The organism is Paraburkholderia caffeinilytica, from assembly GCF_046030355.1.
In the GTDB taxonomy this organism is placed as follows: domain Bacteria; phylum Pseudomonadota; class Gammaproteobacteria; order Burkholderiales; family Burkholderiaceae; genus Paraburkholderia; species Paraburkholderia caffeinilytica_B.
Genome location: NZ_JAQQCQ010000008.1, coordinates 25,821 through 48,599, shown reverse-complemented (window position 1 = coordinate 48,599; position 22,779 = coordinate 25,821). Strand labels below are relative to the sequence as shown.

At 61.8% G+C, this 22,779-nt stretch carries 18 protein-coding genes; 10 read left to right on the top strand and 8 right to left on the bottom strand.

The features are described from left to right. Window positions 1-32: 32 nt before the first annotated feature. The 5 genes from PQQ95_RS14330 to PQQ95_RS14310 form a co-directional block, all read right to left on the bottom strand. A complete protein-coding gene (locus tag PQQ95_RS14330) occupies window positions 33-1,139 on the bottom strand; it encodes a hypothetical protein (RefSeq protein WP_408438043.1) in 1,107 nt (368 codons plus the stop codon). Continuing rightward, a complete protein-coding gene (locus PQQ95_RS14325) occupies window positions 1,126-2,445 on the bottom strand; it encodes an MFS transporter (protein WP_408438042.1) in 1,320 nt (439 codons plus the stop codon). The genes PQQ95_RS14330 and PQQ95_RS14325 overlap by 14 nt, the downstream gene beginning before the upstream one ends. Before the next feature lie 83 nt (window positions 2,446-2,528). Continuing rightward, on the bottom strand, window positions 2,529-3,680 hold the full coding sequence (locus PQQ95_RS14320) for a DUF5624 domain-containing protein (protein WP_408438041.1): 1,152 nt from the start codon (window positions 3,678-3,680) through the stop codon (window positions 2,529-2,531). A 17-nt stretch (window positions 3,681-3,697) separates the two neighbouring features. Continuing rightward, the gene (locus tag PQQ95_RS14315; RefSeq protein ID WP_408438040.1) at window positions 3,698-4,576 is read right to left on the bottom strand and encodes an amidohydrolase family protein; all 879 of its coding nucleotides are present in this window, start codon (window positions 4,574-4,576) and stop codon (window positions 3,698-3,700) included. Window positions 4,577-4,598: 22 nt separating this feature from the next. Then, a complete protein-coding gene (locus tag PQQ95_RS14310; protein ID WP_408438039.1) occupies window positions 4,599-5,375 on the bottom strand; it encodes an HpcH/HpaI aldolase family protein in 777 nt (258 codons plus the stop codon). A gap of 97 nt (window positions 5,376-5,472) precedes the next feature. Between PQQ95_RS14310 and PQQ95_RS14305 the strand changes: the two genes are divergently transcribed. Beyond that, window positions 5,473-6,360, top strand: coding sequence for a LysR family transcriptional regulator (locus tag PQQ95_RS14305; protein ID WP_408438038.1), 888 nt, complete (start codon window positions 5,473-5,475; stop codon window positions 6,358-6,360). A 78-nt stretch (window positions 6,361-6,438) separates the two neighbouring features. Here PQQ95_RS14305 and trpS read toward each other — a convergent pair whose 3' ends face one another. Further along, window positions 6,439-7,455 (bottom strand): tryptophan--tRNA ligase, encoded by a 1,017-nt coding sequence (gene trpS / locus PQQ95_RS14300; protein WP_408438037.1) that lies wholly within the window; start codon window positions 7,453-7,455, stop codon window positions 6,439-6,441. Window positions 7,456-7,779: 324 nt separating this feature from the next. Between trpS and PQQ95_RS14295 the strand changes: the two genes are divergently transcribed. Beyond that, entirely contained in the window at window positions 7,780-8,478 is a 699-nt protein-coding gene (locus PQQ95_RS14295) for an SDR family NAD(P)-dependent oxidoreductase (protein WP_408438036.1), read from the top strand. A gap of 60 nt (window positions 8,479-8,538) precedes the next feature. Here the strand turns inward: PQQ95_RS14295 and PQQ95_RS14290 are convergent, their stop codons facing one another. Together PQQ95_RS14290 and corA are read right to left on the bottom strand one after the other, a co-directional pair. Continuing rightward, window positions 8,539-8,802 (bottom strand): RNA-binding protein, encoded by a 264-nt coding sequence (locus PQQ95_RS14290; protein ID WP_408438035.1) that lies wholly within the window; start codon window positions 8,800-8,802, stop codon window positions 8,539-8,541. A 115-nt stretch (window positions 8,803-8,917) separates the two neighbouring features. Next, window positions 8,918-9,895 (bottom strand): magnesium/cobalt transporter CorA, encoded by a 978-nt coding sequence (gene corA, locus PQQ95_RS14285; protein WP_408438034.1) that lies wholly within the window; start codon window positions 9,893-9,895, stop codon window positions 8,918-8,920. Between the two features lie 598 nt (window positions 9,896-10,493). On the opposite strand from corA, the gene PQQ95_RS14280 reads away from it, so the two are divergent. From PQQ95_RS14280 to PQQ95_RS14245, 8 genes are all read left to right on the top strand, one after another. Next, window positions 10,494-11,987 carry an MFS transporter gene (locus tag PQQ95_RS14280; protein WP_408438033.1) on the top strand — a complete coding sequence of 498 codons (1,494 nt, stop codon included), beginning with the start codon at window positions 10,494-10,496 and terminating at the stop codon, window positions 11,985-11,987. Between the two features lie 68 nt (window positions 11,988-12,055). Next, on the top strand, window positions 12,056-13,135 hold the full coding sequence (gene pstS / locus PQQ95_RS14275) for a phosphate ABC transporter substrate-binding protein PstS (protein WP_408438032.1): 1,080 nt from the start codon (window positions 12,056-12,058) through the stop codon (window positions 13,133-13,135). A gap of 95 nt (window positions 13,136-13,230) precedes the next feature. Next, window positions 13,231-14,154, top strand: a complete 924-nt coding sequence (gene ppk2, locus PQQ95_RS14270; RefSeq protein WP_408438031.1) for a polyphosphate kinase 2 — start codon at window positions 13,231-13,233, stop codon at window positions 14,152-14,154. Between the two features lie 176 nt (window positions 14,155-14,330). Continuing rightward, window positions 14,331-15,110, top strand: coding sequence for an acetoacetate decarboxylase (locus PQQ95_RS14265; protein ID WP_408438030.1), 780 nt, complete (start codon window positions 14,331-14,333; stop codon window positions 15,108-15,110). Window positions 15,111-15,131: 21 nt separating this feature from the next. After that, entirely contained in the window at window positions 15,132-16,385 is a 1,254-nt protein-coding gene (locus PQQ95_RS14260; RefSeq protein WP_408438029.1) for a DUF3734 domain-containing protein, read from the top strand. Window positions 16,386-17,002: 617 nt separating this feature from the next. Then, window positions 17,003-17,839 (top strand): IclR family transcriptional regulator, encoded by an 837-nt coding sequence (locus PQQ95_RS14255; protein ID WP_408438028.1) that lies wholly within the window; start codon window positions 17,003-17,005, stop codon window positions 17,837-17,839. A 383-nt stretch (window positions 17,840-18,222) separates the two neighbouring features. Further along, on the top strand, window positions 18,223-19,635 hold the full coding sequence (locus PQQ95_RS14250; protein WP_408438027.1) for an MdtA/MuxA family multidrug efflux RND transporter periplasmic adaptor subunit: 1,413 nt from the start codon (window positions 18,223-18,225) through the stop codon (window positions 19,633-19,635). Window positions 19,636-19,653: 18 nt separating this feature from the next. Continuing rightward, window positions 19,654-22,776 carry an MdtB/MuxB family multidrug efflux RND transporter permease subunit gene (locus PQQ95_RS14245; protein WP_408438026.1) on the top strand — a complete coding sequence of 1,041 codons (3,123 nt, stop codon included), beginning with the start codon at window positions 19,654-19,656 and terminating at the stop codon, window positions 22,774-22,776. Window positions 22,777-22,779: the final 3 nt, after the last annotated feature.

Below are 22,779 nucleotides of genomic sequence, written 5' to 3'. Positions count from 1 at the left end.
GGCCGCCGGGCGCTGGGAATGTCGGTCAGGCGCTAACCGTTGAACCGGTAGACCGTCGAATCGGTGCGAAAGCGGATCTCGTCACTCAGGCTGTTGCTGACCACCAGATAGCGCTGACCGTCGGCGACAAAGCTGGCCGCATCGGTTGCAGCGGAGGTCGCGAAATCGCCTACCCGTTCGAAGCCCGCCTCCCGCCACTGGAAAATCTCCGAGTGCGGCACGACAACCGGTGCTTTCGGCGTCCCGGTGATAAAGCACACGCGCACCAGATAGCGCCCCTCCTTGCCGTCGATCAGGCACAGTTCGCGTCCGCCGGGGCCACCCAATAGCTGCATCGCGACGAACTGCGCGCCGTCGAATCGATACAGCGTGGTGTGTTTGAGCAGGTTCGCGTGCACCATCCAGAGCGCGCCGTCTGCTTCGAAAAAGCGGAACGCACGGCCACCGTTTTCATCGAACGTTTGCAGCGGTACAAACGTCTCGCCGTTCCAGCGATGCACCGACGATCCGCTAACGTGGTCCGCATACGCGAGATAGTGCTCGCCGCCGAATGACGCCAACGCGAAGTTGTAGCCCCACTGTCCATTGAAAGTCTGAAACGGGACGAAGCGCTCGCCATTCCATTCGAACAGGCACGATTCGCGTGGATGCTTCGGCACGACACCGTCGATCACCGCGCCTTGCGCCAACGCGAGGAAATGACGCGAGCCGAGCGAAAAAGCCGACCACTGCTTGGCCGCGAAGACCGGAAAGCGTTGCAATGGCACCCATGCGCCGGCGAGGCGTTCATACACCACGGCGTCGGTATCGAGGTCGTAGGGTCCTTTGCCGGTTCGAATGCCGGCCGTCGCGAGGAAGCGCCTGCCTTCGATCTCGAAGTACTCGAGGTCTTCGCCGCCGGGTAATGGCAGTGTTTCATGTTCGACGAAGCGGCCGTCCTGCCAGCGGTAGATCGGCGCTTCGATGTCGCTGTCGCCGCCGTTCATGTAAGGCGCCTCGCCGGGCACGTCGCGGGCGAGCTGCGGCACGCCGAGAAAGATGCCCTCGTCCGTCGTAAAGACTTCAACGGCGCGCGCGCCACTCGTCGGCAGCTGCTGCAGCGTTGTGAGCAGGCCTGCGCCCAATTCAGTTCTTGCCATGACCTGCCTCTCCCAACTCCGAACCCGTCATCGCATAAGACGCGGTCGGCGTGACCGCTCCATTCCCGTTTTCACGCGGCCGCAGCAGATTGGCGAGACCGATGCCGACCGCCGCGCCTACGGCAAGGATCGCCGCCAGCATGAAAAGTGTTTCGAACGACAGATGCTGCGACAGCAGCATGCCGCCGACCACCGGCCCGACGATCGAGCCGATGCGTCCGATCGCCAGCGTCCAGCCGACACCGGCCGCCCGCACGTTAGCGGGAAAGAGATAGCTGGCGATCGCCGGAAACGTCAATTGGCCGCCGACCAGAAACCCGCCCACGGCAAATAGCATCGCAAGCGCGACGTTCCCTGCGCCGATGATCTGGCCCAACGCCACCGTCAACACTGCGCCGCCCAGAAAAGAAATCGCCACCGGCACGAATGGCCCGCGCTTGCCGACCCGCGTCGAAATCACCAGCGCGCCGCCGATCGCGCCGAAATTGAGCACCACGGAACCCAACGCCGCGCGTCCCGGTTCGACGCCGTTCATGTTGAGAATGGTCGGCATGAAGCTGACCAGAAAACCCGACAGGATCATGCTCGACAACACGCCGAACCAGAGTGCCAACGTCGCCGGCAGCCGGCCGCCGGCGAATACGCTGCCGACCACTTTCAAACCGCGCGCCGCCGTGTGCCGCTGCGCTGCCGCCCGTTCGGCGCGGCTGCCGGTTTGTGCCGGAATCACGAGAAGCACGGGGATCAGCGCGAGCAACGCGAACGTGCCGCCCATCAGGAACACGAACGGCCAGCCGAAGCGCACCATCAACGCCGCGCTGATCGCGCCGCCCACCACCGCGCCGAGCGGAAAGCCGATGAACATCAAAATTACCAGCGAAGAGCGGCGCTGCGGCGAACTGCTTTCAGCCGTGATCGCCGCAACGGGCGGAATAGCGCCCCCCATGCCGAGGCCGCCGATAAACCGGAGCGCGGCCAGCATCGTTGCCGAGGTGGCAAATGCACAGCCAAGCGTGAAAACACCGGTCACAACGAGCGCCAGCAGCAGCATCGGCCGTCGCCCGAAACGGTCCGCCAGCGGCCCGACGATCAGCGAACCGAGCACCGTGCCGATGAAGCCTGCGCCGAACACGCGGCCCAGGGTTGCGTGATCGATCTGCAGCGACTTCGCCAGCAAGGGGGCGACGAAGGACAGCATCAATGTGTCGAAACCATCGATCATCGACACCGCGAAGCACACCAGCGTAATGCGCAGCAAGTTGCTGACCGGCGGCCCCGCCGACGGCGCCTGCGTAAGTGAATTCATGAAGCCTGTCTCCTTCGTCAAGGGCATTTTGTTATGGCCCGCACGGCTGCCCTGACGCGCGGGTATCGGTCCGGCGGCCGTCGTTACGACTGCGCGGCGCCCGGATAAGTCACATTCGTAAAACCTGGAATCGCTACCTGTTGCGGCTGATTGCCGTTGCGGTACAACTGATCGACGATGTAATCGGCGACGCAGTTGGACAACAGTTGCGTGGGGTCTTCCATGATGCGGCGCAGGCGCGCTGTGGTCGCATCGCGATCGTCGATCGAGGTGATGGGTGGCATGCCGTCGGCCGGCGCCGGATCGAAATGAAACGGACGCTGTCCGGGAAACAGCGCACGCGCGACGTCGATACTCGAGCGGGTGTTGAGCCACAACGCCCGATAGGTGCGCTCAAGTTCCGCCATGCCCGCGGCGTCCGGCAATTCGGCAATCGAAAACGACGGCGCATGCGGCGCGACGAACACGCGTTCCGGCAACAGCACGCGATTCGACGCGCACCACACCAGATAGCACATGTTGTTCGACGCCCACGTCACCCCGGCGGTCGGCCTGCCCGATTGTCCGCTGACCAGCACCATCAAACGGTTCCAGTCGAGTGCCTGTGCGCGCAACCAGTTGCCGATGCGATAGACGATGTCGAGAAACGCCAGCCCGAACGTCGCAAACATCACGTCGTTCATCGGCACCGGAAACGCGCTCGTGGACGGCGCGGCGAAATACTCTTCGTTCAGGCGCTCGAAACTCAGCAGCGCATGATCTTTCTCGATCCGGTCGAGCAGATCGATCGTCACGCCGCAGGTGTAGTCGACGAGATCAGCGATCTTCTGTTCGTGGCCCGCAAAGCTATCGACCGCGACGTGATCGCGCCAGAGCGCAAGCGAATTCGCCGCGCGGGTGGCCTCGGCGTGGCCACGCAGCTTCAATGCGTCGCGTTGCCATGCGTCGTCGTGCGGCGACAGTTCACGCATCCGCGCAAGGTAAGCGAGAGCCAGCGGCAAGTGCGATACCGCCGTCAGTTCGATGAAGCCACGCGTCGATTTGCGAAAGCTCTCGATAGTCGGTGCACGCCCCGCGCCGGGGAACAGCACGATGTCGCTGCCGGTCGAGACCAGCAAAGGATCGTCCGCTTGCTGCTGCGCCATCTGCTGCGTCAGATGCGCGCCGATGCTCTGCGGGTCCGACGTGAACGCGCGAAAGAGACCGGCAAACGCTGCGTTGGGTTGGTAGGACATAGTGGATGTGGATTGACTCAGTAATCGAACAGGCGCGCGGGGTTGTCGGACAGGATCATCTTGTGCACCACCGGATCGCTGGTCCACGCACCGAGCAGATTCAGCAATTCGCCCGTGTCGCGCGTCGAATCGGGAATGTGCGGCCAGTCCGAACCCCAGATCACCTTGTGCGGCGCAGCCTTGATGATCGCCTCGGCCATCGGCGCCACCGCTTCATAGCCGCGATGTTTGGCGATCCGGTACGGCGCGCTGAGTTTAAGCCAGCAGTTGCCGTCTTTCAGCAGCCCGAGGAGACGGTCGAAATCCGCCTGCGTGAGGCCGTCTTCTTCGAGCATGTAGCCCATGTGATCGATAACGAAATCGGTCTCTACGTCGGCGAGAAACGGAATCAGATTGCGCACGACCCAGCCCGGCGCATAGAACTGCACATGCCAGCCAAGGCTTGCGCACAAACGCGCCATCCGCGTGATGTACTGCTGGATCTCGGCGGTCGGCAACCCGGAACGTGCGAACAGATCGAGACGCACCGCGCGAACGCCGGACTGATGGAAGCTATCCAGCGTGGCCGCGTCCGTGCTCTCCTCGATCATCACGACACCGCGTGCGATCGAGCCTGCCACGTGCAGCGCGTCGATCAGACAGCGGTTGTCCGTACCGTAAAAACTCGGCTGCACGATCACGAAACGCTTCAGGTGCAGCACGCTCATCATCTGCAGATAGTGCGAGAGCTTGCCGTCCGGCAGCGTGTAGTGCGGATGCTCGACCTTCGGATAAGTGTCTTCGGGGCCGAACACGTGCATGTGCGCATCGCAGGCGAGTGGCGGCATGGTGAACGACGGGCGCGACAAGGTTTCATAGTCACGCATCGGCGTGGAAATCAGCGGGGTTTCTGCCATGATCTGAAAGTAAAAGTTCGAATTAAAGTTGACGTGCCTGCTCGACGCGCTCGCGCAGCGCCGCCAGATAAACATCGCTGTCGATGCCGGCAAACACAAAAGGCGCGGCGCCCTCGCGGCGCAGTTCATTGAGCGCCTCGCACTCCGGCATGCCGCCCACGATCACCACCTTGCCGTGCCGCCCGGCTGCCGCGATCACCTTGCGGCACGCGGCCACGACCTCGGGATGCGCCGATTCGCCGGTGTGGCCCAGATCGGCGGAGAGATCGTTGCAACCGAGCGCGAGCACGTCGACGCCTTCGATCGCCGCGATCGCGTCGGCGGCCTCGACGCCGGCTCGGCTTTCGATCAGCACCTTGAGCACGGTCGCCTCGTTCAGACGACGGTTGAGTTCGCGAGCGGGAAGTTTTTCGAAGTTGACGTAGGGCAGCGTCGCCAGTTGCGAACGCTGGCCGAGCGGCGGAAAGCGCGTGGCGATCACCGCGTCGCGCGCCTGTTCGGCGGTTTCCACACGCGGCACGATGATGCCGAGCGCGCCGCCGTCCAGTACGCGGTTGATGGTGCCGTAATCGCGTTCCGGCACGCGCACCCACGGCATCAGGCCGAGGTCGGCCGCGCACGAGCACAGTTGCGACACGGTATCGACCGGCAACGAACTGTGTTCCATATCCACCCAGATCGTGTCGTAGCCGGCGGCTTTGGCCCAGCGGACCGCATCCGTCGTGCGCGAGGCGCGAATTCCCAGCGCAATGATCTTGTGTCGCGCTCGCAGGCGTTCGACCAGTTCCGCACCGTTCATGCTGTCTCCGTCATTGTGTTGGTGGAAGACAGTATCGCCCGGGAAACAGTTTTGATTTATTCTCCAAATCAAGATTATTGATTCACAGAGCAAATCAATGAATATCCGTCATCTTGAATTTTTCGTGGTGCTGGCGCAGGAGCTGCACTTCCGCCGCAGCGCCGAGCGGCTGGGCATTACCCAGGCGCCCTTGAGCCTTGCGATCCAGTCCTTGGAGGCGGAACTGGGCGCGCGGCTCTTTCATCGCACGCGCCGCACTGTCGCGCTGACCGAAGCGGGACTGGCGTTGCTGGACGACGCACGGGCGATCCTCGCGCGAATCGAACACGCGAAGGAAAGCGTCTGGGAGACTGTCAGCGGCGAGGTTGGACGTTTGCGAGTCGGCTTTACCAATGCGTCGACGCTGTCACCGTTTTTTCCGCGGCTGATTCACGCGTACCGGACGCAGCGTCCGAAGGTCAACATCACGTTGCTGGAGCTGTCGTCGTCGCGGCAGATCGAGGCGATCGAGCAGCGCGAAATCGACGTCGGATTGCTGCGGATGCCCGAAAGCGCGCCCCCCACCGATCTGGTATTCACGCCGCTGATGGAAGAGCCGCTAGTGCTCGCCATGCATGCGCGGCATCGGCTGGCAAAGGCCGCTTCGATCAAGCTGAAGGATTTGCGTGACGAGCCGTTCATCGCCTATCCGCGGCAAGCGGGGGTCGCCGTTCACGAAAAGATTATCGCGTTGTGCGCGAAACGTGGCTTCGAACCGCAGGTCGTCCAGGAAGCGCAGCAGGCTTCAACCCTGATCGGGCTGACCGCCACCGGGCTCGGCATTGCACTCGTGCCCTCGACGCTGCAGACCATTGCGGTGCCGGGGGTGGTGTTCAGAGAACTGGACGAGACGGACACCGTCACCACGCTGTATATCGCCCACCGCCATGGCGACGCCAATGCCCGGGCGATGCAGTTTGTGGAATTGGCGATGGGGCTTCGATAGGCTGCAGCGTGGAGGTAAGTTTCCGGCGTGCGCCAGAAACCGTACTCGATGCCCGGCCGCGCTGCAGCCCGGTGATTCTCAGTTCTGAAAGTAATTCAGGCCGAGCGCCCCCCTCACCTCCGATACCGTCGCACCCGCCACTTCCCGAGCGCGCATCGTCCCGCGACGCAGAACGTTCAGCACTTCCGCGCGGTCAGTTTCGAACTCACGGCGGCGCTCGCGAATGGGTGCGAGCATCGCCTGCAGCCGGTCGTTGAGCGCGCGCTTGACCACACTGTCGCCAAGACCGCCACGGCGGTAGTGCGCCTTGAGTTCGTCGACCATCGGTACGTCCGGCTCGAACGCGTCGAGAAACGCGAACACGACGTTGCCTTCGACCTGGCCCGGGTCGTTGACGCGCAGATGGTTCGGGTCGGTGTACATATTGTTCACGGCCTTGGTGATTTCGTCCGGACTCGCGCCCAGCGTGATCGCGTTACCGAGTGACTTGCTCATCTTGGTCTTGCCATCGATACCCGGCAGCCGCGCGACGTGCGAGAGCACCGCTTCGCATTCGACCAGCACCGGCTTGTCGACCGTATTGTTGAAGCGGCGCACCAGTTCGTTGGTTTGCTCGATCATCGGCAGCTGGTCGTCACCGACAGGCACGCGCGTCGCCTTGAACGCGGTGATGTCGGCGGCCTGACTGACCGGATAGGTCAGGAAGCCGGCTGGGATATCCCGCTCGAAACCGCGAAGCACGATTTCCGCCTTGATGGTAGGGTTGCGTTCGAGGCGCGCGACTGTCACGAGATTGAGCAGATACTGAGTCAGCTCCGCGAGCTCCGGCACCTGCGATTGAATGAAGATCGTTGATTTGGCAGGGTCGATACCGACAGCCAGATAGTCCAGCGCGACTTCGATTACGTTGTCGGTCACCTTCTGGTGCCGGCCGACGTTGTCTGTCATTGCCTGCGCATCGGCGAGAAGCAGAAACTGCTGCGCTTCGTGTTGAAGCTGCACGCGGGCGCGCAGCGAGCCAATGTAGTGGCCGAGATGCAAGGGACCGGTTGTGCGGTCGCCGGTCAGAACAACGGGTTGGTTCGCATGTGACATGGTGAACTCAGTGTTGGGGACACCACCAGCCAAGCGCGCGCAAAAATGAAAATGCCGCCAGGACTGGCGGCATCACGTTGTAGATGTACATGTGAAAGTGTAAATGCGGGCCGCCTGGGTCAGGAGCGCCACCAAAGACACAAGGCCGGCAAGGTCAGTTTCGTTTCCATGGAATAAGTATAACGCAGCATGGCTTCTAAACCGATAGCGTGAAATCGCCATGGCGAAAGGCCCAACAATGGCGCCCGCTACCGCCACGCACCCTGGAATGGCTCACTTCGTTCATACGTCGCAGCGCCAGTCCCTGTTGAATCCGGAGAAAACATGAGTCGAACTGAAACAGCTTTGATTGTGGGCGCGGGAAAGGGATTGAGCGCCTCACTCGCGCGATTGTTCGCGGCAGAGGGTATGCAGGTTGCGCTCGCTGCCCGTGACACCGGCAAGCTAACCGACCTCGTCGACGAGACGGGCGCCCTGGCCTTACGGTGCGACGCCGGTCAACCCGACGATGTCACCGCGCTTTTTGACCGCGTAGAGGACGCATTCGGCACGCCCGACCTTGTTGTGTACAACGCGAGTGGCCGCTATCGCGCGGCGGTCGAAGACATCGACCCGGAGAAACTCGAGGATGCGCTTAAAGTGACTGCCGTCGGTGGCTTTTTCGTCGCGCAGGCCGCCGCCATTCGAATGCTGGCGCGCGGCAGCGGCACCCTCCTCCTGACCGGTGCTACGGCAAGTGTGAAGGGGCTGCCTGGCTCGACGCCCTTTGCGATGGGTAAATTCGCGTTGCGAGGGATGGCCCAATGCATGGCACGAGAACTCGCTCCGAAGAATATTCATGTGGCGCATTTTGTCATCGACGGCGGTATTGCGAGTAGCCGTCCTCAAGCCGATGAATCCGGCAATGACGACAAATGGTTGAGCCCTGACGCCATTGCTATGGAATACCTCCATATCCATCGCCAGCATCGTAGTGCGTGGACATGGGAGGTTGAGTTGCGGCCGTGGGTAGAAAAGTTTTAGGGTTCTGGCGCAAATAGCCCTGTAGAGACACGCCCACGCGGCAACAACTTCGGAAGCTCGTCAGCGTGGGCGATCGCCATGCTCTGGCATCACGTGCACTACGATCGTTCGGCTTTTCCAGAACAGGTTGTGAACCCGGGGCTGCAGGCTTCGTAATGCCTCCGGACTCGCTGCATTGAAAGACAGTACTACGGCGGGCTGCGTCCCGGTGCCTTCAACACGCAGAATCTCGTCAAACGAGGGAAACCCATACCTGACAAGAAATTCCCTGATCTCCTCATCCGGCGTATCGTCTTCCACATTGCCTACCCATAGATCTGTCATGACGCGACCCTCCATCCTGCGTTGAACATGGCCCGCCGATCCATGATGACGCGGACGTGGTATCAGTTGCGATCGGCGTAAATTTTTAACTTGCACCGCGAAATACAGACGCGCGTTACATCCACCCTGCTTTCCGGAAGCGCCAGAAGAGAAGCGTGTCGATCGTGACCATCACCGCAATGCAGGCCGGATAACCGAAATGCCAGTGCAACTCCGGGATTTCCTGAAAATTCATCCCGTAGATACCGGCGATCATGGTCGGCACGGCGAATAGCGCCGCGAACGAACCAAGGCGTTTGGTCACTTCGTTTTCGGCCAGCGAGATCATCCCGAGGTTGACCTGAACCGCCGTCACGACCATTTCGCGGCGCCCTTCGAGCGTTCGCACAATGCGATCAAGATGATCGAACAGGTCACGGAAATAGGCCTGCATGTCAGCGCATACTTTCGGTACACGGCCTCCGGTCAGCTTGCCAATGCCCTCCTGAAAGGGCTCGACATGGTGCTGAAATAACACCAGGCGGCGCTTCAGCGAGTACATGTCTTCGATGATGGTGCGTGCTGCTTTTGGCGTCTGTTTCTGGAAAATGCGCTCTTCGATTGCATCGATTTCGGTGCCTAGCGCTTCCAGCACCGGGAAATAACAGTCAACAACGTGATCGGCCAGCGCGTAAAACACGAACGCCGAGCCGTCCTTAAGCCGGTCCGGTTCCCGCTCACAGCGGGCGCGCACTTCCTGGAAGCCCTGGTCAGTCCGCCTGCGCACGGACAAGACGTAGTTTGAGCCAACGAACACGTTGATCTCACCGACCAGCAGTTCCCCATCGTCCTGTCTGGTCAGCGTATGCATCACGGCGAAGAGCGATTCTCCGTACTCTTCGACCTTCGGAGGCCGATGGCCGGTTCGCACGTCCTCGACGGCCAGCTCGTGCAGGCCGAACTGGTGTTGCATCGCGTTAAGTTCCTCGGCCTCGGGCTCCTTTAGCGCGACCCAAACGAAACATCCAGGCTTCAACAAGTACTCGCTAATAGAACCAACCTCGATGTCGGCGAGTTTTCGACCGTTCTGATATGCGGCGCAATTGACCAGCATGGTCCGTTCACCTCAGCGATAAAGTCAAACAAGCACACCGTTACCCGGATTTTCAGCATGGCCGATGTGCGGAAATCCATAGTACTGACGCTCTATGCCCGCTATGTGTCAGGGGATGCACGTTCAGTCCGGCTCGAGCGCAGTGGGTCATTTCATGTCGGCATCGCTACATCACATTACGCCCCGACAGGCACAAGCCTTTCGTTTAACCAACATTACCTGACCACTCTGTAAAAAATGCCTGACCGGCGATGGAGGAAACAGTCATGCCCGAGCTTTCATGACCACAGATGGCTTTGCTGATAACCCTCAGCAGCGCTTGCGGTCTAAATGCAGCAGAAACCCATTAGGCCTCTCCTGCTCCCGTCATTCAGATGACATCCAGCAGCTTTACATTCAGCGCTCCAACACGATCAGCACACCTACACTGGCGTGCTTTCATATCGCCTTCACTCTTGCATGGCCGGCCACATGGCCAGCACCGGCATACATCCCTGGCGGTAGTTACCCACACCGTCCGGTATTTCATCGACGCTGCCTATCAGGCACCGTCATTGAAACATAGGCATGCAAATCAATATAGTAAGAGGAATTCCGCATGCGAAACCTTGCCAGCGCACCCGAAACGTCACAAGCAGCGGGCCGCTCCGTACAGGACTACATCGACGAATGCCCGATATGGCCGAACGGCACGCGCCTGCCTTCGGCGCCAATGACCGCGATGCAATGGCGCATCTGGTCGCTCGCGGCGGCCGGCAAATTCTTCGAAGGCTTCGTCGTGTTCATGACCGGCGTCGCATTGCCGCTGATCTCGCATCAATTCGGCATCAGCGCCGCGCAGGGCGGCCTCGTGAGCGCCGCGAGCCTGATGGGCATTCTGGTTGGTGCGATCGGTCTCGGCGGCATGTCTGACTACTTCGGCCGAAAGCGGATGTTCATCGTCGAGATGGTGATCTTCGTCGCGTTTCTCGTGCTGCTCACGCTCTGCACAAACTTCACGTCACTCGTGATTTGCCTGTTCGGTCTCGGCGTCGCGCTCGGCTGCGACTATCCGACTGCACACATGATCATCTCTGAAAGCATTCCGAGCACCAGCCGCGGCCGCCTCGTACTCGGCGCCTTTGGTTTTCAGGCACTCGGCGCGCTTGGCGGCACGGCTATCGGCTTTCTGGTGCTGTCGATGCTGCCGACGCTCGACGCGTGGCGCTGGATGTACGGCACCGCGATCATTCCCGCGGTGATCGTGACGGTGGGCCGCTTCTTCATCACCGAAAGCCCCAGCTGGCTGCACGTGCGCGGCTCGGTCGACCTCGCGGAAGAAGCGGCGCGACGCCTGCTCGTACGGGTTCCCCAGTACCCGACCAACATCGAGCTGTCGCGCGCGGTCACCGCGCACGGTCAAGGCGGACTGCAATCGTTCCTTGCCCTGTTCAGACGCGGCAACCTGCGCGCCACGATTCTCGCATCGGTGCCGTGGTTCCTGCAGGACCTCGGCACCTACGGAATCGGCATCTTCACGCCGACCATCCTCGCCGTCGCATTTGGCAACAAGCCCGATCACGTGCGCAGCGTCAGCGATCTGATTCTGAACGATATCCTGGCGGCAAAGGGCGCGGCGCTGATCACGCTGCTGCTGATCATCGGCATCATGTTCGCGGTGATGCTGGCCGACAAGGTTGGCCGGATCTGGCTGCAGGTCGTCGGTTTCATTGGCTGCGCGACCGGTCTGTTCATCGCGTCGCTATCCGACGGCTTTGACGGCAGCATGAAAACGACACTGATCTTCGCGGGCTTCATGCTGTTCAACTTCATGACCAATCTGGGACCGAACGCACAGACCTACCTGCTCGCAGGAGAAGTTTTCCCGACCGCGATTCGCGGCAGCGGCGCGGGCTTCGCGGCGGCTGTCGGCAAAATCGGCGCGGTCGCGACTGCGTTCCTGTTTCCGATTCTGCTCGGCGCGATCGGCACGCGCTCGCTGCTTTACATCCTGGTCGGTACGTCCGTGCTCGGCGCGATCGTCACGTGGCTGTTCCGCATCGAAACGACCGGCGTGAGCCTCGACGCAATCGGACAGGCATCTGAACGTTAGGCACACGAGCCAGCAACAGCCCTCTCCGATCCAGACTCATTCAACCCGATCAGACAACGGTAATCTTCATGCATACGCTCTCTGAACGTTTCTCGTGTCTCGCACGCAAGCGCTGGCAAACCGCCGCCGTGCTGTGCACGAGTCTCGTGGCCATCCCGGCCAGCGCACAACAGACGACCCTGACCGAATCCGGCTCGACCCTGATCGCGCCGCTGCTGAATACGTGGGTGTCGGCCTACCAGCAAAGTCATCCGCAGGTGCGCATCATTGTCGGCCTGACCGGCTCGGAAGCCGGCATCCGCGACGCCATCGCCGGCAAGGTCGACATCGGCACCTCCGACGCCTATATGTCGGATGACGACGCAGCCAGACATCCGGATATCATCAATATTCCGCTGGCGATTGCGGCGCAGACAGTCAATTACAACCTGCCCGGGCTCGACACGCTCCACCTGAAACTGAGCGGCCCCGTGCTGGCCGGCATTTACGACGGCACGATCCAGCAATGGAATGCGCCCGCGATTGCCGCGCTCAATCCGGGTGTGACGCTGCCGGCGCACGCGATCGTGCCCGTTCACCGCGGCGACGGTTCTGGCGATACGTTCGTGTTCAGCCAGTTCCTGAGCTTCTCGACACCGGCGTGGGAACAGGTCCACGGCTTCGGCACCACGCTGGCATGGCCGCGCGTCGCGAACGGTATCGCCGCGACCGGCAACGACGGCATGGTGAAGACCATCGCCGCGACGCCGTATTCGGTCGGCTACGTGGGTGTGAGCTACAGCAAGGATATCGCTGCGGCGAAGCTCGGGACCGCCGCGCTACAGAACGGCGCGGGCGAGTTCGTCCTGCCGACCAGGGAAGCGATGCAACTGAGCGCGGCGTCGCTCGGCGAGCGCACGCCGAAAGACGAGCGGCTGACCCTTGTGTTCGCGCCCGCAAGCGGGACCTATCCGCTCGTGAACTATGAGTACGCGGTTGTTTCAGCACGCCATCCCGACCCGGCCAGGACAGCCGCGATCCGTCAGTTCCTGAGCTGGTCGATTGCGCCGTCGGAAGCTAACCAGGCGTATCTGGATTCCGCGAATTTCATTGCGCTGCCGCCCCATACGTGGGAATTGAGTCACGCGCAGATCGAGTCGATCAAATAGCGGTTTGAAGCGACGCCATTGCGCGGCACGGCGCCCCATGCCTGCCGCGCTCTCGCGTGGACGGTGCATCACATCATTCTGGAAGGAGCCCACCGATGAGCGAGCATGACATGACCCACACGAACGCCGACGCGACTCTGCATCAGCGCCTTCAGGCCGACCTGATCGACAGCTGGGACGAAGAGCTGGAGATGGAACTCGATGACCAGCGCCTCGGTTCGCCAGGCACGCCTGATGAGTCGTCCCGGGCAGCCCGGAAACACTATTTCCGGGAGCTGTTCCGCCTGCAGGGCGAACTGGTCAAGCTCCAGGACTGGGTCGTCAAGACAGGACATCGGCTGGTCGTCATCTTCGAAGGACGCGATGCGGCCGGCAAAGGCGGCGCGATCAAGCGCATCACGCAACGGCTCAATCCGCGCGTGTGCCGTGTCGCCGCCCTGCCCGCGCCGACGAGCCGGGAGCGCACCCAGTGGTATTTCCAACGCTACGTGGCGCATCTGCCGGCAGCCGGCGAGATCGTGCTGTTCGATCGCAGCTGGTATAACCGCGCGGGTGTCGAGCGCGTGATGGGTTTCTGTACGGACGAAGAATACGAAGAGTTCTTCCGTTCGGTGCCCGAGTTCGAGAAGATGCTGGAACGCAGCGGAATCCAGATCATCAAATACTGGTTCTCTGTGACCGACGAGGAACAGGAACTCCGCTTCCAGGCCCGCATCACCGATTCTCTCAAGCAGTGGAAGCTCAGCCCGATGGACCTCGAGAGCCGCCGGCGCTGGGAGGCTTATACCCACGCCAAGGAAGTGATGCTCGAGCGCTCGCACATACCCGAATCGCCCTGGTGGGTGGTCGACGCCAATGACAAAAAAAGCGCGCGTCTGAACTGCATGCACCACCTGCTGAGCCAGCTTCCGTATCAGGAGACCGAGCATCCGGCCTTTGAGTTGCCCGAGCGCGTTCATCACGAGGACTACATTCGCCACCCGGTTCCCGCTGAGATGTACGTCCCGGCGCTGTACTGAACGGCGTTAGCGGATACCGGTTGAAATACGGTTGGAATAGCCGGTATCCGCCAAACCGCGCCCTGTTCCAGTCTTCGGAATGCGCAGTACAACGCAGCCTTTTCGACTCACAACGGCAAACCAGCTTTCTACGAAGCTCCCCCTCACCTCATGCCCGGTCACTCCTAAGGACTTCAATGGACTTCGCCACGATCCGCAAAGACGCCTTTGCAATGCCTGTTCACAATCCCGCCTATCCCCGACCGCCATACCGTTTCATCAATCGGGAATACTTCATTATTTCCTATGAGACGGATATCGACGCGCTGCGCGCCGTGGTGCCGGAGCCGTTGCATCCTGAGAACAATCTGGTGCACTACGAATTCATTCGCATGCCGGATTCGTCGGGCTTCGGCGACTACACCGAAAGCGGTCAGGTCATTTCAGTTCGCGACCAGCACGGACACCTAGGCAACTACACGCATTCGATGTATCTCGATGACGAAGGTCCGATCGCCGGCGGCCGCGAAATATGGGGCTTCCCGAAAAAACTGGCGAAACCGACCCTGAGCGTCGACGGCAACGACACGCTACTCGGCACGCTCGACTACGGCACACAACGTATCGCAACCGGCACGATGGGGTTCAAGCATGTGCCGCTCGACATCGAAGTCGAACGCAAAAAGCTTGCGGACACACCGAATTACCTGTTGAAGGTGATTCCGCACGTTGACGGTTCGGCGCGCGTATGTGAACTCGTTCGCTTCTATCTGCGCGAGGTGAGCGTGCTGGGTGCGTGGTCGGGTCCGGCCGCGCTCGAACTGCATCCGCACGCATTGGCGCCCGTCGCCGATCTGCCGGTGAAGCGGGTGGTCGGCGCGCGGCATGTGATCGCCAATCTCACGCTGGATATCGGCGAGGTCGCACTCGATTATCTGGTTTCAGCCGAAAGCGTGAAGCTCGCGGTCAATCAATAACGATCAATAAGGGGGTCGCGTATGCGCGGCAGCACAAATAAAATCAACGGGCAGCCGGATGCGTTTGCGCTGCCGCGCTACGACGAAATTGCCCTGGTGCTTCAGGGCGGTGGCGCACTCGGGTCCTACCAGGCCGGCGTATATGAAGGCTTGATGCAGGCCGGCGTCCATCCTGACTGGATCGCGGGCGTGTCGATCGGCGCCCTCAACACCGCGATCATTGCCGGCAATGCGCCGGAAAACCGCGTGGAAGCGTTGCGCGGTTTCTGGAATTCGATCTGCCATCCGGTGGACTGGCTCGGCGGCCTGGGCACCTGGACGCTGCCCGGAGTCGGGCTGCAAGACCTGTCACGCAAGTGGGCCAGCGTCTGGGCGGCCAGCCGCGCGCTGACCGAGGGCCAGCCCGGTTTTTTCGCGCCGCGCTTTCCATTGCCGGTCGCGGGCCTGGGGAAGAAAAGCCCGAGCGCGGTCAGCTACTACCATACTGCCGCGCTGAAAGAGACGTTGTTGCAGTTCGCCGATTTTGATCGCATCAACGACGGCAACATCCGGGTCTCGGTCGGCGCGGTGAATGTGCGCACCGGCAACCTGACGTATTTCGACAATACGAAGATGCGTCTCGACCCGGAGCACTTCATGGCGTCGGGAGCGTTGCCGCCAGGATTTCCCGCGGTCGAGATCGACGGCGAGTACTACTGGGACGGTGGCCTGGTTTCCAATACGCCGTTGACCGAAGTGCTTCGGGACACCGAGCACAAGGACACCCTGGTCTTTCAGGTGGATCTGTGGAGCGCGAGCGGCAACGCGCCGGGGGACTTCCTCGACGTGTCGGAGCGCGCCAAGGACATCCAGTACTCAAGCCGCACGCGCGCGATCACCAACATGCTCGCGGATCGGCTGAAGCATGCACGCTTCATCAAGGAACTGCTTTCGCACGTTCCCCCCGACATCGTCAAGGCAGATCCGCTGTTCCGTCTCGCTGAACAGGCTGCCGACGGCAGCGCGATCAACGTGGTGCACCTCATCTACAAGAACAAGCCTTATGAGGGGCACTACAAGGACTATGAGTTCAGCATCGACACGATGCAGGAGCACTGGGAAAGCGGTCTTGAAGACATCCGCGATTCGTTTGCTCATCGGGAATGGTTCGATGTCCCCAGTCGCGAACAGGGTTTCGTGACGCATGACGTGCATCGTCCATCCGGTTCGTTGCCGCACTCGGACCAAGGCATGGCCGAATTCGTGCTCGAAGCGAAAAAAAAAGATGCGGCCTGAGCAGGCCCGGGGACGTCGCCGGGTTCTGTTAGAAATCGAGCCAGCCCAAATATCTCAACAAGCTTGTCGAGCAAGACCATCGGGCGATCAAGCGACGCACGCACCCCCTGCCAAAGCCCTTGAACGCCTGTCCCGCCCTTCCCCGCAGACTTTGTTGCACGCCGAATAGCGCAAAAAAAAGGCGTCACGTTGCCGTGACGCCTTAAAAAGTTCTAGCCATTCCGAGGGCCGTGCTAGAACCTGAGAGACGGTATTCGAAAGTTGGACGGGCGCGCGATGTTGGACGCCGGACTCGAGACAGACACTGCGTGGACTGTTACGGGAGACTGTTGCAGGACTCGACCAGACACTCCGCGGACCACGGTTGGTTCAGAATTTCAAAATACAGAACCTGAAACCGTCTTTCGAAATGAGATTCCATTTTTTATGGTTATGCTGACTAAGTCAAGCAAAATCTAAAGAGCGTTCATTCGTCGCGGCAAAATATTCCGATACAATGAATCTTCTGATGAAAAATGGACTTCATGCCCCATTTTGGGGCTTTCATCGCCCCTTTTCAGAACGGTTGCTGACGGATAACCGAACAAAAAACTGAAATGTAGTTCCAAAAAAACGATATGCCCCGATCCACGCCCATCAAAACTGCCGCAGGCCCCGCCAAAGACAAAGACGGCTCGGGCGACGAAGTCACCGCGCTGGCACGTGGCTTGACCGTGCTGCGCTCGATCGCCGCAGCCGATGCGCCACTCAGCAACCGCGAGTTGGCCGAACTGACCGGCATTCCCAAACCCACCGTCTCGCGCATCACCGCCACGCTCGTCGGCGCGGGCTTCCTGTTCCGCTTGCCCGACAGCGAGCGATTCGTGCTGACCTCCTCGGTGCTGGAGTTGAGCAACGGCTTTCTGCGCAACTTCGACATCCGCGCCCGGGCGCGCCCTTTCCTCATCGAACTCGCCGAGCGCACCGCGTTGTCCGTGCACCTGGCTGTACGCGACCGGCTCGACATGGTCGTGATCGACGCGATCCGGCCACGTTCGGCGGTACTGGTATCGCGCCTCGAAATCGGCTCGCGCATGAACCTTACCCGCACCGCGGTCGGCCGCGCCTATCTGTCGGCCCTCGCCGAACCGGAAAGGGAAAAATTACTGATCGGCTTGCAGGCCGCCGAAGGCGACGACTGGGGCCACGTCAGCAGCCGCCTGACAAGCGCGTTGCGGGAAACCGCGGAGCAAGGTTTCGCGATCGCCACGGGCGAATGGTACGACGGCCTGAACGCAATCGCGTCCGGATTCATCGGCCCCTCGGGCGAGCGCTACGCGGTCAATTGCGGCGGCTCCGCGGATCAGTGCCCACGCGACTGGCTGATCTCGCGCGCCGCGCCGGCCCTGCTCGAATGCATCAGCAAGATCGTTCTCGAGATCGGCGGCACACCCGGGCGCCGCCTGGACAACTGACACGCGAGCGACATTTGCCGAATTTGCCGATCGGCGAGCACGGCATTATCAACTGTTTTCCACTCATCCTGTAACCTTCGTAATCAAAAGAAAAATACACGGGTGGACTGTTACAGAGCCAACGACGTAGGATCACGGATTCCCGTCGCGGGCGCTCGCCCGGCTAGCCGCTGTCGCCCTTCGATAACGTCCCGCCGACCTGTCATGATGCCGCAATGCGTTAACATCTTTGTCCCGCGCCTCGGGTAGCATCGCGCTGAACATTTGCGGCGCGTCCGCTGTCGAAACCGCCTGTCATGCCGCCTGCGTGCCGGTCCGCCCATTCCTGAGGCGGCACAAGCGCACGAGCGGCTCACATCAAAGCCAGCCACCAGACCGAACCGATGGACGAACAACAAAAGCATTCGGAAACTTCACGCCCTGCCGCTCCGGCTTCCCAGTCCGGTTCGCAACCATCCACCGCCGGAAGACCTGCTGGCGGGCCCGGCAACACACCGGTCGCGGCAAAAAACCATCGCGGACGCAACATCGCGCTGATCGTCGCGGCGCTGGTCATCCTCGGGATCGTGGTGTGGCGCTGGCATCCGTGGGGTGGGCCCGGCGGCGGCGCGAGCGGAGCTGCCGGTGCAAGCGGCGCGAGCGGTGGCCGCGGGGGCCGCGGCGGCGGATTCGCCAACCTGGCGCAGCCTGTCCACGTGGCAACCGCCGCACAGGGTGAGATGCCGGTGGTGCTGACCGCGCTCGGCACGGTCACGCCGCTCGCCAACGTCACCGTGCTGCCGCAGTTGAGCGGCGTGCTGCAGGACGTGTATTTCAAGGAAGGTCAAATGGTCAAGAAGGGCGACGTGCTCGCCCAGATCGACCCGCGCCCCTATCAGATCTCGCTGGAGAACGCGCAAGGCACCCTCGCGCGCGACCAGGCGTTGCTGCAAACCGCCCGCCTCGACCTGAAGCGTTATCAGACGCTGCTCGCGCAGGACTCGATCGCCAGCCAGCAGGTCGATACGCAAGCCTCGCTCGTGCGGCAGTATGAAGGCACGGTGAAGTCCGACCAGGCAAACATCGATACCTTCAAGCTCGACCTCGTCTATGCGCGCATCACCGCGCCGGTGTCGGGACGCGTCGGCTTGCGCCAGGTCGATCCGGGCAACTACGTGACACCGAGCCTGACCAACGGCATCGTCGTGATTACGCAGTTGCAGCCGATCAGCGTGATCTTCACGACCTCCGAAGACAACCTGCAGCAGATCCTCCAGCAAACCCAAACGGGCGCGAAGCTCTCGGTCACCGCCTATGACCGCAGCAACACCACCTCGCTTGAAGGCGGCTCGCTCGAAACCCTGGATAACCAGATCGACACCACCACCGGCACGGTCAAACTGCGCGCGGTCTTCCAGAACGAGAAGAACGTGCTGTTCCCGAATCAGTTCGTGAATACGCGCCTTCTCGTGGACACGATCAAGGACGCGGTGATCGTGCCGACGCCGGCCGTGCTGAACGGCTCGATGGGTCAGTTCGTGTATGTCGTGAAACCGGACAACACGGTGACGGTGCGTCCGGTCAAGATCGGTCCGGTGGACGGCGAGCGCACCAGCATCAAATCCGGTCTGCAGGTCGGCGAGCGCGTCGTGATCGACGGTTCGGACCGGCTCAAGGAAGGCGCCAAGATCACGATTCCGGCCGACCGGCCGCGCGGCGCTTCGGGCGCGCGTGGTGCAAGCGGCGCGGCTGCCGCGTCGGGCGCATCCGGCGCGCATGGACATCATCGCAAACACGCGGCGCAAGCCTCGGAATAAAGGCACGGCAACTATCGCATGAATCCATCCCGCGCCTTTATTCTGCGCCCCGTCGGCACCGCGCTGCTGATGGCGGCGATCATGCTGGTCGGCCTCGTCGCGCTGCGCTTTCTGCCGCTCTCCGCGCTGCCCGAGGTCGACTATCCGACGATCCAGGTCCAGACCTTCTATCCGGGCGCGAGCCCGGACGTGATGACCTCGTCGGTCACCGCACCGCTCGAGCGCCAGTTCGGGCAGATGCCGTCGTTGAATCAGATGTCGTCGCAAAGCTCGGCCGGCTCGTCGATCATCACGCTGCAGTTCAGCCTCGATCTGCCGCTCGACATCGCCGAGCAGGAAGTCCAGGCGGCAATCAACGCCGCGGGCAACCTGTTGCCGTCCGACCTGCCCGCGCCGCCGATCTACGCGAAGGTCAATCCCGCCGACGCGCCGATCATCACGCTCGCGATCACCTCGAAGACGATGCCGCTCACGCAGGTGCAAGACCTGGCCGACACGCGTCTCGCGCAGAAAATTTCGCAGGTGGCGGGCGTGGGTCTGGTGAGTCTGTCAGGCGGGCAACGCCCGGCCGTGCGGATTCAGGCGAACCCGCGCGCGCTCGCCGCATACGGCCTGAATCTGGACGACTTGCGCACCACGATTTCGAACCTGAACGTCAACACGCCGAAGGGCAACTTCGACGGCCCAACGCGCAACTACACGATCAACGCGAACGATCAACTGACCGACGCCGACGCCTACAAGAGCGCCGTGGTCGCGTACAAAAACGGCCGCCCGGTGATGCTGACGGACGTCGCCACCATCGTGCAGGGCGCGGAGAACACCAAGCTCGGCGCATGGGTCAACAACACGCCGGCGATCATCCTGAACGTGCAGCGTCAGCCCGGCGCGAACGTGATCCAGGTGGTCGACAGCATCAAGGCACTCCTGCCGCAACTGCAACAGTCGCTGCCCGCCGCGCTCGAGGTGGAGATCGTTACCGACCGGACCACCACGATCCGCGCTTCCGTGCGCGACGTGCAGTTCGAATTGCTGATGTCGGTCGTGCTGGTGGTGCTGGTGATGTACCTGTTCCTCGCCAACGTCTACGCAACCATCATTCCGAGTCTGTCGGTGCCGCTCTCGCTGATCGGCACGCTCGCGGTGATGTACCTGTGCGGTTTCTCGCTGGATAACCTGTCGCTGATGGCGTTGACCATCGCGACCGGCTTCGTGGTGGACGATGCGATTGTGATGATCGAGAACATCGCGCGCTATGTCGAAGAAGGCGAGTCGCCGCTGGAAGCCGCGCTGAAGGGCTCGAAACAGATCGGCTTCACGATCATTTCGCTGACGGTTTCGCTGATCGCCGTGCTGATTCCGCTGCTCTTCATGGGCGACGTGGTTGGGCGCCTGTTCCACGAATTCGCGATCACACTGGCCGTGACGATCGTGATTTCGGCGGTCGTCTCCCTCACGCTCGTGCCGATGATGTGCGCGAAGCTCCTGCGCCATTCGCCGCCGCATGAAAGCCACCGTTTTGAAGCGAAGGCCCACTACGCGATCGACTGGATCATCGCGCGCTATGCGGTCGCGCTCACCTGGGTGCTGAACCGGCAACGCTCCACCCTGTTCGTCGCGGTGCTCACGCTGGTGCTGACCGGCGTGCTGTACGTGTTCATTCCGAAGGGCTTCTTCCCGGTGCAGGACACCGGCGTGATCCAGGCGATCACGCAGGCGCCGCAGTCGGTGTCGTATGCGTCGATGGCCGAGCGTCAGCAGGAACTCGCCGCGCAGATCCTGAAGAACCCGGACGTGGAAAGCCTTACCTCGTTCATCGGCGTGGACGGCAGCAACATCACGTTGAACAGCGGCCGCATGCTGATCAACCTGAAGCCGCGCGACGACCGCAGCCACACCGCGAGCGACGTGATCCGCCAGTTGCAGCAGGACGTCGCGCATATTCCGGGCGCCTCGCTGTACATGCAGCCGGTGCAGGATCTGACGATCGATTCCACGGTCAGCCCGACGCAGTATCAGTTCATGCTGACCGACCCGAATATCAGCGAATTCACCACGTGGGTGCCGAAACTGGTCGACCGGCTGAAGCAGTCGCCGGAACTCGCGGACGTGGCCACCGACCTGCAGGACAACGGCCAGTCGGTCTACATCGAAATCGACCGCGCTACGGCGTCGCGTTACGGCATCACGCCGGCTACCGTGGATAGCGCGCTGTATGACGCCTTCGGCCAGCGCATCATCTCGACCATCTTCACGCAATCGAACCAGTACCGCGTGATTCTGGAAGCGCAGCCGCAGATGCAGCACTACACCGAGTCGCTGAAGTCGATCTATCTGCCCTCCTCCACTTCGTCGGGCGGCCAGGTGCCGCTGTCGTCGATCGCGAAGTTCATCGAGAAACCCGCGCCGCTGCTCGTCACGCACCTGAGCCAGTTCCCGGCCACCACCGTTTCGTTCAACCTCGCGCCCGGCTCGTCGCTCGGTGCAGCGGTGAAAGCGATCGATCAGGCGGAGAAAGATATCGGCTTGCCGCCGTCGTTCCAGACGCGCTTCCAGGGCGCGGCGCTGGCGTTTCAGGCGTCGCTGTCGAACGAACTGTTCCTGATTCTGGCGGCGATCGTCACGATGTATATCGTGCTCGGCGTGCTGTACGAGAGCTTCATTCACCCGATCACGATTCTGTCGACGCTGCCGTCGGCCGGCGTCGGCGCGCTGCTCGCGCTGCTGATTACCGGCCACGATCTGGACATCATCGGCATCATCGGTATCGTGCTGCTGATCGGTATCGTGAAGAAGAACGCCATCATGATGATCGACTTCGCGCTCTACGCCGAGCGCGAGGAAGGCAAGGCGCCGCGCGAAGCGATCTACCAGGCGTGTCTACTGCGCTTCCGGCCGATCCTGATGACCACGCTCGCCGCCCTGCTCGGCGCCCTGCCGCTCATGCTCGGCACCGGCGCCGGCTCGGAGTTGCGCCGCCCGCTCGGTATCGCGATTGCCGGCGGCTTGATCGTCAGCCAGTTGCTCACGCTGTTTACGACGCCGGTGATCTACCTCGGCTTCGACGCGCTCGCGCGCCGTGCGCGTGAGCGCTTCAATCGCGGCAAGCCGACGCCGCCCGCCACCGATGCAGGGACCTGAGCG

Bases quoted from the DNA above. Each gene is read 5' to 3' on its own strand.
- PQQ95_RS14305 (WP_408438038.1), top strand. From the start codon at position 5,473: ATGAATATCCGTCATCTTGAATTTTTCGTGGTGCTGGCGCAGGAGCTG.
- PQQ95_RS14310 (WP_408438039.1), bottom strand. From the start codon at position 5,375: ATGAACGGTGCGGAACTGGTCGAACGCCTGCGAGCGCGACACAAGATC.
- trpS (WP_408438037.1), bottom strand. From the start codon at position 7,455: ATGTCACATGCGAACCAACCCGTTGTTCTGACCGGCGACCGCACAACC.
- PQQ95_RS14250 (WP_408438027.1), top strand. From the start codon at position 18,223: ATGGACGAACAACAAAAGCATTCGGAAACTTCACGCCCTGCCGCTCCG.
- PQQ95_RS14295 (WP_408438036.1), top strand. From the start codon at position 7,780: ATGAGTCGAACTGAAACAGCTTTGATTGTGGGCGCGGGAAAGGGATTG.
- PQQ95_RS14265 (WP_408438030.1), top strand. From the start codon at position 14,331: ATGGACTTCGCCACGATCCGCAAAGACGCCTTTGCAATGCCTGTTCAC.
- PQQ95_RS14330 (WP_408438043.1), bottom strand. From the start codon at position 1,139: ATGGCAAGAACTGAATTGGGCGCAGGCCTGCTCACAACGCTGCAGCAG.
- PQQ95_RS14320 (WP_408438041.1), bottom strand. From the start codon at position 3,680: ATGTCCTACCAACCCAACGCAGCGTTTGCCGGTCTCTTTCGCGCGTTC.
- PQQ95_RS14290 (WP_408438035.1), bottom strand. From the start codon at position 8,802: ATGACAGATCTATGGGTAGGCAATGTGGAAGACGATACGCCGGATGAG.
- PQQ95_RS14255 (WP_408438028.1), top strand. From the start codon at position 17,003: ATGCCCCGATCCACGCCCATCAAAACTGCCGCAGGCCCCGCCAAAGAC.
- ppk2 (WP_408438031.1), top strand. From the start codon at position 13,231: ATGAGCGAGCATGACATGACCCACACGAACGCCGACGCGACTCTGCAT.
- PQQ95_RS14315 (WP_408438040.1), bottom strand. From the start codon at position 4,576: ATGGCAGAAACCCCGCTGATTTCCACGCCGATGCGTGACTATGAAACC.
- PQQ95_RS14325 (WP_408438042.1), bottom strand. From the start codon at position 2,445: ATGAATTCACTTACGCAGGCGCCGTCGGCGGGGCCGCCGGTCAGCAAC.
- PQQ95_RS14260 (WP_408438029.1), top strand. From the start codon at position 15,132: ATGCGCGGCAGCACAAATAAAATCAACGGGCAGCCGGATGCGTTTGCG.
- pstS (WP_408438032.1), top strand. From the start codon at position 12,056: ATGCATACGCTCTCTGAACGTTTCTCGTGTCTCGCACGCAAGCGCTGG.
- PQQ95_RS14245 (WP_408438026.1), top strand. From the start codon at position 19,654: ATGAATCCATCCCGCGCCTTTATTCTGCGCCCCGTCGGCACCGCGCTG.
- PQQ95_RS14280 (WP_408438033.1), top strand. From the start codon at position 10,494: ATGCGAAACCTTGCCAGCGCACCCGAAACGTCACAAGCAGCGGGCCGC.
- corA (WP_408438034.1), bottom strand. From the start codon at position 9,895: ATGCTGGTCAATTGCGCCGCATATCAGAACGGTCGAAAACTCGCCGAC.